This is a genomic window from Protofrankia coriariae, from assembly GCF_001017755.1.
Taxonomy (GTDB): domain Bacteria; phylum Actinomycetota; class Actinomycetes; order Frankiales; family Frankiaceae; genus Protofrankia; species Protofrankia coriariae.
Genome location: NZ_JWIO01000043.1, coordinates 26,931 through 37,645 on the forward strand (window position 1 = coordinate 26,931; position 10,715 = coordinate 37,645).

A 10,715-nucleotide genomic window follows, 5' to 3' on the forward strand; every position below is an offset into this window, starting at 1 on the left:
CCAGCCGGTGCGGCGGGAGGTCACCAGCAGCCGGCCCGGCCCCGGTACGAACCGCAGCTTTTGTTCGAGGATCGTCGGGTCGTCGGCGTTGTCGAACACCAGCAGCGACCGCGGCCGGGCCAGCCAACCGGCCACCACCGCCGCCGGGTCGGCGTCCCGGGGCAGGCCGACGGCCGGGGCCAGGTCGGCAAGATGGCTGCCGAGCGGGTCGGGGTTCTCCGCCGGCACCCAGCCCATCCGGTCGAACGCCTGCGCATACCGGTACAGGTACTCCACCACCAGCGCGGCCTTCCCCACCCCACATCCCCACCCCACCCATTCCCGCCACAGCGGTCACCGCCACCAGCCCGGTCTCCGACCGCCCGACCTCCGACCGCCCGACCTCCGACCGCCCGACCACCGACGGCCCGACGGCCGAGGGCTCGGCCGCCGTCAACTCCCGGTGCAGGTCCGCCAGCAGCGCCTCCCGGCCGACGAACCGGGCCAGCCGGCCCGGCACCTGCCACCGGTTCGGCAACTCCGGCAACTCCGGCGGGAACGGGACAACCGCTGGCAGCCCCGAGCCCGCCACGGCGGACCCGACACCCGGGAAACCGGGCTTCACCGTGGGCTTGGCGCGTTCGGCACGGGCCGCCGCCAGCACCCGGTCGGCGGCGGTGGCCTCGTCCGCCCCGAACAGGTCCACCGTCACGAGCTGACCGAGCAGCCCGGGGCGGTCACAGTCCTCTACTCGGAAGACCAGCAGCGTCCGCGGTCCCGGCCGAGCGGATCCGCCTGCCAGGCGACCTGCCACGCCGCGGTCGCGTACGCCGAGGCCAGATAGGCCGCCGAGAGCACCGCCACCGTCCGCGGCGCCGTCTGCGTCGCCTGGTGCATCGCCTCGACGAACCCCGTCCCGGCCGTGAAATCCCACGCCTGGATCACCGCCCGGTAGCCGGCGGCCTCCAACGTCCAGGCGATCCACTCCGCCCACGACCGGTCCACATCGGTGTACGACACGAAGAAGTCCGGGTTGCTCTCCGTACCGCCCCCGTCGGTCGCTTACCCAGCATGCCACGGCCACCCGACACGCCCGAAACAGGATGATCAGTCGCGTCCGGCTACGTTCACCGCCTTGTCCGGCACGCCATCGGGGTGGCGTGCCGAGGGCGACGGCCGTCGTCCCCGCGCTGGGTGCGTCGGGCTGCGGGAACTGCCTGTCCTGGATGGTGGAAATGTCCGAATCTACTGGTAAGATCGTACACATGTTCGATTCTGTGGGAGTCGGAGGTATCTCTCCAACGGCCGCCCCGGCGGCACTCGGCATCGTCGAGCCCGCCGGCCGCCGGGATACCGTCCGGCCCGCCCCCACCGGCGCCGCCGCGCCCGCCGCAGTCCGTCGTCTCTGTACTTCCTCGTCGTTCCCCGCCTGTGAAGGGCCCCCGGCGAAGGGCTGTGCATCCGGCACGGCCTGCCGTGCGTGTGCCGCTCCGCCTGCTGTGGAGGGCTGTGATGCGGACGGCTGTCCGCCGACAGCGGAGCGCGGTGATACGGATGGCTGCCTGCCCACGGTGGAGGGCAGTGACATTGCAGGCGCTCTACCAGCGGTGGAGTCCTGTGATGCGGATGGCTGTCTGACCCTGATGGCTGTGCTGCGGCGGCGGATCGCCGGGCTGGAAGCGGTGATGCTGCGTGCCCAGGCCCGATTCGCCGGGCTGCGGCCGACCCCTCCTGGGGAGAGGAACCCGGCCGGGCCGGGGTTCGCCGCCGAGGAGATTGCTGCCGGACTGGCCCTGTCCCCGGCCGCCGCCGCGGCCGGCCTGGAGTTGGCGGTCACCGTCGTTGACCGGCTGCCGGCCACTCTGGCCGCGTTGGAGACCGGTGACATCGATCTGCGTCGGGTCCGTGCGGCCGCGGAGAGCACCGCCGCGCTCACCCCGGAGCAGGCCGGTGCGGTCGAACGGAAAGTACTGGCTCGGGGTGGGCGGGCCAGCCCCAGCCTGTTCCGCCAGGCGCTGCGCCGCACCGTCTTGGCGGTGGATCCGGACGGGGCGCGGCGGCGGCATGCTCACGCCCGGAAGGATCGGCAGGTCTGGATCCGCCCGGCCGAGGACGGGATGGCCGAGCTGGGGGCGCTGCTGTCCGCCGTTGACGCCCAGGCCGTCTACCAGCGGTTGGATGCCCTCGCTCGTCAGGCCACTGACAGCCCGGACGAGACCCGCAGCATGGACGCCCGCCGCGCCGACGCGCTGGTCGACCTGCTGCTCGGCCGGGACCGGGGCGCCGAGGTGTCCGTGGAGGTCGNNCCAGTGACGCGGCCGGGGAACTGGCCGGGTACGGGCCGATCCCCGCTGCCACCGCCCGCGAACTCGCCCAGGACGCGACCTGGCGGCGCATCCTCACCGACCCCGCCCAGGGCAACCGGCCGGTCGAGGTCAGCCGCCGCTTCCCCGCCCCCAGGCTGGCCCGGCTGCTACGCACCCGGGAACGGAGCTGCCGGTTCCCCGGCTGCCGCAAACCCGCCCAGTTCTGCGACCTCGACCACATCCACCCGCACGCCGTCGGCGGACCTACCAGCGAGGACAACCTGCTCGCTCTGTGCCGGCGGCATCACAGGGCAAAACATGACGGCGGCTGGACAGTGAAACGCGCCGACAACGACACAGCGATCTGGACCAGCCCGACCGGCCGGACCTACAGCAGCATCCCCGAACCCTGGAACGACGGCCCCACCCCACAAGCAGAGGCCCCGGCGACAGACATTCCGCGAGTAGCGAACAGGGCACCAGACGCATCAGCACCAGCCGTCCCCGGAACAACCGTCTCAAGGACGGACGCCCCAGGAACGGACGCCTCCACAACAGAAGCATCCGGAACGGGAACATCAGCGACAGCCGTCACGGGGACAGGCGGGCACGATATGAGAAGAAAGAGCAGCAGCCACGATCCGGGCACGAACAGAACCGGACGGGAAAGCGTTCCAGATATCGGCCCGCCGTCCTTCTGAGATCGCCCTGCCGCCGCTTTCCAGAGGCGGTATGGAAGCCGTAGGTGGATTCCGTCGTGATGGCACCGGGACTCACCTACGGGCGCGGAAGTTGTAGGTAGAAAGGGTCGCGATAACAGCGATTTCTACCGACGGCTGGCGGATGCCGGTCGAGAGAGGTCCGTCGGCCGGGCAGGTCAGCGCGGGGCGGGCGACTACGATCAAGGTCGATCCGGCCAGCCGCGGCTCACGCCCGGCGTGCGCTCAGCCCTACCGGCTGTCTGGCTCTGCTGGCTGTCTGGCTCTACCGGCTGCCCGGTCACGGTAACAACACCGGAAGACGGGCGTCGGACATTTCAGGCGAGACAGGTGGCGAAACGTAGGTTCCTGTTAGCGGAAGGTGATGGTCCAGCCTTCGCGGGCAGCCTGGGTGCCGGTGTAGGAGACGCCGTCGACCTTCAGGCCACGCCGGTCCAGCAAGGTGATCAGCCCACCGCCGTTGCCGAGCCGCATGGGCGGAGACACCCTCACACGCAGGGCATCGCCGGCGGCGATGACGAGATCGCGCAGCACATGACGATGTTTCTGCTGGTCCGTGAGCGCCCATCCGGCGAGATCGATGTGGAACGGGCTGGTGTTCACCAGGGTGACGCTTTCCGTCTCGGGCGCGGGGCCGGCGGGATTGGCCAGCGCCGCGACGATACGGACCCGCTGGTCGGGCTCGCCCGGCGCCGGCCGGGGAGCCGGGCCCACCTCGGGCAGGTCGGGAACGACATGCCCGCTGCTGTCGTCGGTGTGCCAGCCCTGGGGCTGGAAGGCGAGGAAGACCGCGGCCCACCCACCGGTGCCGGGAAAACGGAACAGCAGGCCGCCGTCCTGCCATACGCCGTCGTCGCCGCGGAACCGCCCGCTGTTGCCCTGGTTCATGTGAACGTCGTGGATGCCGTTGCCGGGCAGGAAACCAAATATTTTGTCGGGGGTGTTCGGCTCCGGCCCCCAGCGCTGCCCGAACGCGTACACCCGCGCCGCCGGATCCGCGATCGCACGGGTGACGAAACGGTGGAGCCCGTCGGCGAGATCGTTGTCCGGACCGGGCTGTGTCGCCGGCAGCGGCCGCATGTCGAGACGGTTGAACAGGTTGCCCCGGATGTAGTCCAGAGCCGGGCCGCCGGGCCGGCTGGAAAGCGCGGTGAAGCCGTCGGGAAGGGCCTGCAGCAGCCGCAGGACCGGATGCCGGAAATCCTCGTCGGCGACGAAAAACAGGTCCGCCGGCTGCTGGCTGGACAGCACGTTGACCGTGATCCGGAAATCGTCGCCAGCGGCCCGTAAATGGATCTGGTAATGCGGGGTGCCGGTCCCGCCTTCGGCACGTTCGTCGATGACCTGCCCGACCAGCACCCCATAGCCGCGCAATGGCATCCGTTCTCCTCCGAACGCTTGGGCCAGTCCCCCGACCGCCTGCCGTAGTTCTGTCACCAACCGCCATCCGGAATGCCACGAAAGCGTAAACAGACCGCCTGTCACCGTCAACCGATACCGAGTCGGCCGACAAGGGAGTTGACCGATGGCAGGCCGGTCGATCGATATGAGTCGGCTCCGCTACGGGTCGGCCGACGTATCGGCTGACGTAACAGTCAGGTCGACGTAACAGTCAGGTCTGGGTGCCGCGACGGGTGGATCGGCGACACGCCATACCCGCCGCGGCACAGCCAGCATGTGTCGCACCAGCAATCGATCACAGCCGGCGCACACGCCAGCCGACAGCGATCACAACCGGCGCACACGCCAGCCGGCAACGATCACAGCCGGCGCACACGCCAGCCGGCAACGGTCACAGCCGGCGCACACGCCAGCCGACAGCGGTCACAGCCGGCGCATACGCCGGCAGCAGTCGACGAAGGCCCGCGAGACGCTGTCGAGCGGGACCCCGGTGAGCACGCTGTCCGCCACGGCGTTCGCGGCGTACGCCACGGCCAGCGCCCGGGCGGGGGCGTCCAGCACCGGCCACGGGTCGGCGTCGGGCGGCACGGCCCGACCACCGGCAGCCGTGTACCCGCGCAGGAACCGGCCCCACGCCGCCGGCGCCAGCACACCGGCGGCGTACCAGGCGGCCGGCCGGGCGAGATCCCACACCGGGTCCCCGGCGCCGAGGTCGTCGACATCGATGATCCGCAGCCCCCGGCCGTCGAGCCGCAGCAGTTGACCCAGATGCCAGTCCCCGTGCACAAGTACGCCCCCGGCCGTGGGGGTGGGGGGCACCCGGGTCGAGTGGCGGGTCATGCGGGTCGTATGCGTCGTACGAGCTGTGTGGGTGTGACCCGAGTACGGGCGGGCACCGGCCCCAGGCCCAAGCCCGGCCCCAGGCCCGGCCCCGGACCCGGACCCGGCCCCGGACCCGCGGTGGGTACCGGCCGTTTCCCCGGGCGGGAGCGTCGCGTACGCGGCAAGAACCTCCCCCACGGCAGGGTCGTTGCCGGCCGAGGTGGGCAGCCCGGACAGCTTCGCCATCGCGCGCTCCACGCCCCGGCGGACCCTCGCCGGCGGGACGGGCCCCTGCGGGGGTACCGCGTGCAGCCGGGCGAGCAGGGCTGCCGCCTGCTCCCACGGCAGATCGTCGACGGCCGTCTCGGGCACCGCCGTGGGATCCTCCGGATACAGGGGTGTGCCCACCGGCCAGGCACTGACAAGCCGGCCGCGGGCCTGAGTGAGCAGCCCTGGAGCGTCCGCGCCCGGGATGGGCAGGGGCGCGAGCAGGCTGTCGCTCAGCCGGGGATCGGCCGCCAGCCGTAGCCGCAGCGCAAGCTGCACCGGATCTGTCCCCGGCGCGTGGGCCTTGAGGACGGCGTCGCCGTAACGCACCAGCAGCCTGTCGTGGCGGGCGGAGAGGACGACCGCAGCGGCTGGCTCCCGCTCCCCCACGATCCGCCGGCCGACCGCCGTCAGCGCGGCGACCAGCCCGGCATCGGCGGATCCGCCATCGGTGCGCTCACCCATCCGCAGGCCCGGGAGTCGGACGCTCGGCGTTCACGAACCGATTCAACCAGCTACCCCGGACGGGCGGCGAACACCAGCCAACGGGCACCGGACGGCCGGATACCGGGCAACCGGGGCGGGCCCGGTCCACATACACCCATACCTGGCCCCGCCTCGGATACACAGCCGCCAGAGGCACAGCCGCTCCGACAGACAGCCGATCCGCGCATGCCCGGACCTGGCTGTTCCGTCCCTGCATCACCACCGTTACCCTGCGGTCGCGGGCATGCTCGGTCGGCTGCAGGGGGTTGCGGAACGTGGTGGATGCCGGGGCGGGAGCCGCGAGCGGGGTGCGCGTGTTCATCTCCTACGCGCACGACTCGCCGGACCACGGCGACGCGGTGCGCAATCTCTGGCTGCTGTTACGCCGCTGCGGCGTGGACGCGAAGCTGGACGTGGTGGCCGCGCAACAGCCCCGCGACTGGACGCTGTGGATGCTGGCGCAGATACGTCAGGCCGCATTCGTCCTGGTGATCGCGTCCCCGGAATACCGGCGGCGGGTGGAGGGGGAGGGGGACCCCACCCAGGGGCGGGGCGCGCGCTTCGAGGGCCTGCTCATCCGGGACGAGCTCTACCGGGACGAGACGGCCGGTCGGGCGAAGTTCCTCTCGGTGCTGCTGCCCGGCCGTTCGACCGAGGACATTCCCGCTTTTCTCAGCCCGTCCGCGGGAACGCACTACCGGGTCACGGACTTCACCCAGGCCGGGATCGAACCGCTGTTGCGGCTGCTGACCGCGCAGCCAGTGGAAACAGAGCCGCCCATCGGGACAGTGCCGGTGCTGCCCGCCCGACCTGCGGTGATCTCCGGCAGAACCATCGAAACCGCCGGAACCGGCGGGGCCAGTGGAACCGGCGGGGCCGGTGCAACCGCTGCTACCGCTGCTACCGCTGCAACCAGTGCGACCAGCGCGACCGGTGGGATTGGCCCGGCTGCCAGGCCAGTGGTGTTCGTCAGTTACACAGAGGCGGACGAGCGGTGGGCCGCGTGGATCATCCATCAGCTGACGGCCGAGGGATATCGGCCGCGGGCGACGACGTGGCAGCCGCCACCGGGTGAGGGAGCCGCCGCCTGGCTGCGCCGGGAGCTTGCCGCGGCAGCCTTCGTCCTGCCCGTTCTCTCCCCGGACTACGTGAACTCGGACTGGGCGGCGGCCGAATGGCAGGCCGCGCTCGCGACGATGACCCGGGACGGGCGTCCCCTTCTCGTGCCGGTCCGCGTCGCGCCGTGCGAGGCACCGCCGCTGCTGCGCGGTGTCGGCCGGGTCAGCCTGGTGGAGCAGGCGCAGGCGCAGGCGCGCCGCACGCTGCTCGACGGCCTGTCCGCCGCCGCCGGTCGTTCGGCGCAGCCGGCGCTGCCGCCGGCCTACCCAGGGCTGGTGCGAGGGCCGGCCCGCGAACCAGCGGATGCCGACGGCGCCGAGCCGCCGGCCTACCCGGGCCCGGACCCGCAGAAGATCACGTCGGTGTTCGTGCGCTGGGTGGAACAGGCCGCCCGCGTCCGCTACCCGGACGCGACCATCCAGCGGATGACGGCCGACAACGGGACCGTCTACTTCGACGTGAACGGCCTGCGGGACGGCGAGTGGCAGCGCTGGCCGGTCGGGATCAGTGCGGACGGGCTTGACCAGGACACCCTGGCCGCCTTCTACGAGCAGGTCGTCGTCCGGTACGAGTTGTTCGTCGGCGAACCGGTCGAGTCGGAGCTGGTGTACGGGGGAGCGCTCGCCGAGCAGGGCCTCGTCGGCCAGGCCCGCCGGCGGTGGATCCGGGTGCGCAGTCTGGCCCAGTTCGAGGGACGGTGGGATCCGCGCCGTTACCTGCTCCGCCAGACCGCCCGGTTGGAGACCGATCCGGCCTACCCGCCATCGCTGTACGTGCCGCAGCGGTCGGTCCTCGCCGACGGCGTGGCGGAGACCGCCGCGCAGGACGACGTGCTCGCCGCGGCCGTGGACTGGCTCGACGTCGAGGAGGCTCGCTTCCTGCTGGTGCTCGGCGACTTCGGGCACGGCAAGACGTTCCTGCTGCACGAGCTGGCCCGCCGCCTGCCGTCCGAGCGTCCCGGCATGGTCCCGATGCTGGTCGAGCTGCGGACGCTGGAGAAGACCCACAGCGTCGCAGACCTGCTCTCGCTGCACCTGACGAAGACCGGGGAGCACGGGGTCGACGTCCGGACGGTCCACCGGATGCTGGAGCGCGGCCGGATCATCCTGCTGCTCGACGGCTTCGACGAGCTCGCCCTGCGGGTGACCTACGACCGGGCCGCCGAGCACCTACGCATGATCATGTCGGCGGTGACGGGCCGGGCGAAGGTGGTGCTGACCAGCCGTACCCAGCATTTCGCCAGCGACGACCAGTGGCGGACCGAACTCGGCGAGCTGGTGCGGCGCCACACCGCCAGCCGGCAGATCCGGCTCGTCGACTTCGACCAGCGGCAGATCCGGGAGTTCCTCGTGCGACTGTTCGAGCGCCAGATCGCCGCCGGGGCCCGCGGCGCCATCAGGAACGCGACCGCAGACGCCACCAGGGACACGGCCCGGCACACGACCGGAAACACGGGCGCCAACGAGACGCCGACGGACGCCCCTGACGGGCCGGCGGTGCCGGATTCCCAGCTCTCCGGGCTACTGGCGGCGCAACAGCGGGCGGACGCCCGGCTGAAACTGATCCACGGCATCCGGGACCTGCGAGAACTGTCCGTGAACCCACGGATGCTGTCGTTCATCGCCGAACTGCCCGAGAGCGACCTGCGCGCGGCCAGCGCGCCCAACGGCACGGTCAGCGCCGCCGACCTCTACGCCCAGCTCGTCGAAAGGTGGCTGGCGAACGAGGTCGCCCGGCGGCGCTTCCAGACACTGACGGCCGGGCAGCTGCGCCAGGCGGTGGACGCCCTGGCCGTCACGCTCTGGGAAAGCGGCGAGGACGCCACCGACCTCGCCGGGCTGTCGGACACCGTCCGGGCCGCCCTGACCGATCTGAGCAAGGTCAAACTGGACGCGACGCAGGCCGCGTTCATCGTCGGCTCGGGCAGTCTGCTCATCCGGCGGGAGGACCGGTTCTCCTTCGTCCACCGCTCGGTCATGGAGTTTCTGGCCGCCACGGTGGCCGCCCGCGAACTCGACGGTGGCCCGCCCCATGGTGGCCGGCCCGGCGGTGGCCCGCCCGACAGCGGCCGGCCCGGCGGTGGTCACCGCGCGTCGTCGTTGCTGGCCCGGCGGAACATGTCCCAGCTGATGATCGACTTCCTGGTCGGCCTCGCCGACCGGGCGGCGCTGCGGGCCTGGGCCCAGCGGGTGCTGGCCGACCCGGACGCCGACGGCGCCTCCCCGGTGAACGCACTGGGGGTCGCCCGCGCCCTCGGGCTGCCGGTCGCCGGCGCCCAGCTCGCCGGCCAGGACCTGCGCGGCCAGGACCTGGCCGGGCGCAACCTGCGCTTCGCCGACCTCACCGGGGCGGTGCTCGCTGGGATCCGGCTGCCCGACGCCGACCTCACCGGCGCCGACCTCTCCGGCGCCGATCTCTACGGCGCCCGGCTGATCCGTCCCATCCTCACCAACGTGCGGCTCACCGGCAGCCGCTGGCAGCGGGCCGCGCTGGTGCACCCACGGCTCGACGTGGCCAGCGCCGCCGCACCCGAACTGGCGGCCGCGGCGGTCCTCGGGCGCGACCGCGTCGAGGCGATGCTGCTGCCACCCGCCCGGGAGCCCCGAAGCATCGTCTTCGCCCCGGACGGCACCCTGCTCGCGGCCTGCTGGGGGCGGCAGGTACTGCTGCTCGACCCCGACGGGCTGCGCCCGCTGCGGACGCTGACCGGCCACACCGGCACGGTGCGCGCGGCGGCGTTCTCCCCCGACGGCACCCTGCTCGCCACCGGCGGCGACGACCGCACGGTCCGGCTGTGGGACACCACCACCGGCCGGCAGACCCGCGAGCTGGCCGGCCACACCGGCCCGGTGCGCGCGGTGGCGTTCTCCCCCGACGGCACCACCCTGGCCACCGGCGGCGACGACGCGGCGGTGCACCTGTGGGCCACCACCGCGGAACCCGACAGCCGACAGCCCCGCCGGATCATCGACCACGTCCGCGACGCTCACGAGGCCCACGGGGTTCACGGCGCTCACAAGGCGCGGGCGGTGGGAGCGCGGGACGACCGTCCAAGCGTGCGTGGCCGTGACGCGCCCAGGGTGCGGGCGGTGGCGTTCTCCCCCGACGGCGCCCTGCTCACCACCGGAGGCGACGACGGCACGGTGCGGCTGTGGGAGGCGGCGAGCGGACGGCCGGCCGGGGTGCTGCCCGGCCACACCGGCGCGGTGTGGTCGGTGGCGTTCTCCCCCGACGGCACCGCCCTGGCCACCGGTGGCACGGACCGCACGCTGCGGCTGTGGGATCCGACGGGCGGCCAGGAGACCGGCCGGCTGGCCGGTCGCGGCGACCCGGTGTGGGCGGTGGCGTTCTCCCCCGACGGCACCACCCTGGCCACCAGCGGCGACGACCACACCGTCCGGCTGTGGGACGCCCCCACCGGCCAGCAGACCGGTCAGCTCACCCGCCATACCGACCATGTGCACGCGGTGGCGTTCTCCCCGGACGGCACCACCCTGGCCACCGGCGGCGACGACGGCACGGTGCACCTGTGGGACGTCGTCTCCAGCCGCCGGACGGCGATGCTGCACGGCCACGCCGGCGCGGTGCGCTCGATGGCGTTCTCCCCCGACGGCAC

The 10,715-nt window shown here is 72.6% G+C and carries 6 protein-coding genes and 1 pseudogene; 3 read left to right on the forward strand and 4 right to left on the reverse strand.

The annotated features are described in order from the left end of the window. Together FrCorBMG51_RS31835 and FrCorBMG51_RS31840 are read right to left on the reverse strand one after the other, a co-directional pair. Positions 1 to 297 (reverse strand): annotated as a pseudogene (locus FrCorBMG51_RS31835) (FxSxx-COOH system tetratricopeptide repeat protein); the annotation flags it as partial. 429 nt (positions 298 to 726) lie between these two features. After that, positions 727 to 999 (reverse strand): toll/interleukin-1 receptor domain-containing protein, encoded by a 273-nt coding sequence (locus FrCorBMG51_RS31840; protein ID WP_052914872.1) that lies wholly within the window; start codon positions 997 to 999, stop codon positions 727 to 729. Between the two features lie 623 nt (positions 1,000 to 1,622). On the opposite strand from FrCorBMG51_RS31840, the gene FrCorBMG51_RS29085 reads away from it, so the two are divergent. Continuing rightward, on the forward strand, positions 1,623 to 2,624 hold the full coding sequence (locus tag FrCorBMG51_RS29085) for a DUF222 domain-containing protein (RefSeq protein ID WP_052914873.1): 1,002 nt from the start codon (positions 1,623 to 1,625) through the stop codon (positions 2,622 to 2,624). After that, complete coding sequence (locus FrCorBMG51_RS34125; RefSeq protein WP_420848654.1) at positions 2,525 to 2,986, forward strand: HNH endonuclease; 462 nt, start codon at positions 2,525 to 2,527, stop codon at positions 2,984 to 2,986. Before FrCorBMG51_RS29085 ends, FrCorBMG51_RS34125 begins: the two co-directional genes overlap by 100 nt. A 369-nt stretch (positions 2,987 to 3,355) precedes the next feature. On the opposite strand, the gene FrCorBMG51_RS20290 is transcribed toward FrCorBMG51_RS34125, so the two are convergent. Next, the gene (locus FrCorBMG51_RS20290) at positions 3,356 to 4,384 is read right to left on the reverse strand and encodes a DUF2278 family protein (RefSeq protein ID WP_047224619.1); all 1,029 of its coding nucleotides are present in this window, start codon (positions 4,382 to 4,384) and stop codon (positions 3,356 to 3,358) included. Positions 4,385 to 4,828: 444 nt separating this feature from the next. Further along, a complete protein-coding gene (locus FrCorBMG51_RS31845) occupies positions 4,829 to 5,959 on the reverse strand; it encodes a phosphotransferase family protein (RefSeq protein WP_052914874.1) in 1,131 nt (376 codons plus the stop codon). Between the two features lie 296 nt (positions 5,960 to 6,255). On the opposite strand from FrCorBMG51_RS31845, the gene FrCorBMG51_RS25650 reads away from it, so the two are divergent. After that, positions 6,256 to 10,715 (forward strand): TIR domain-containing protein (locus tag FrCorBMG51_RS25650; RefSeq protein WP_157180601.1); only part of this gene is annotated, 4,460 nt, incomplete at its 3' end.

Bases quoted from the DNA above. Each gene is read 5' to 3' on its own strand.
- FrCorBMG51_RS20290 (WP_047224619.1), bottom strand. From the start codon at position 4,384: ATGCCATTGCGCGGCTATGGGGTGCTGGTCGGGCAGGTCATCGACGAA.
- FrCorBMG51_RS31845 (WP_052914874.1), bottom strand. From the start codon at position 5,959: ATGGGTGAGCGCACCGATGGCGGATCCGCCGATGCCGGGCTGGTCGCC.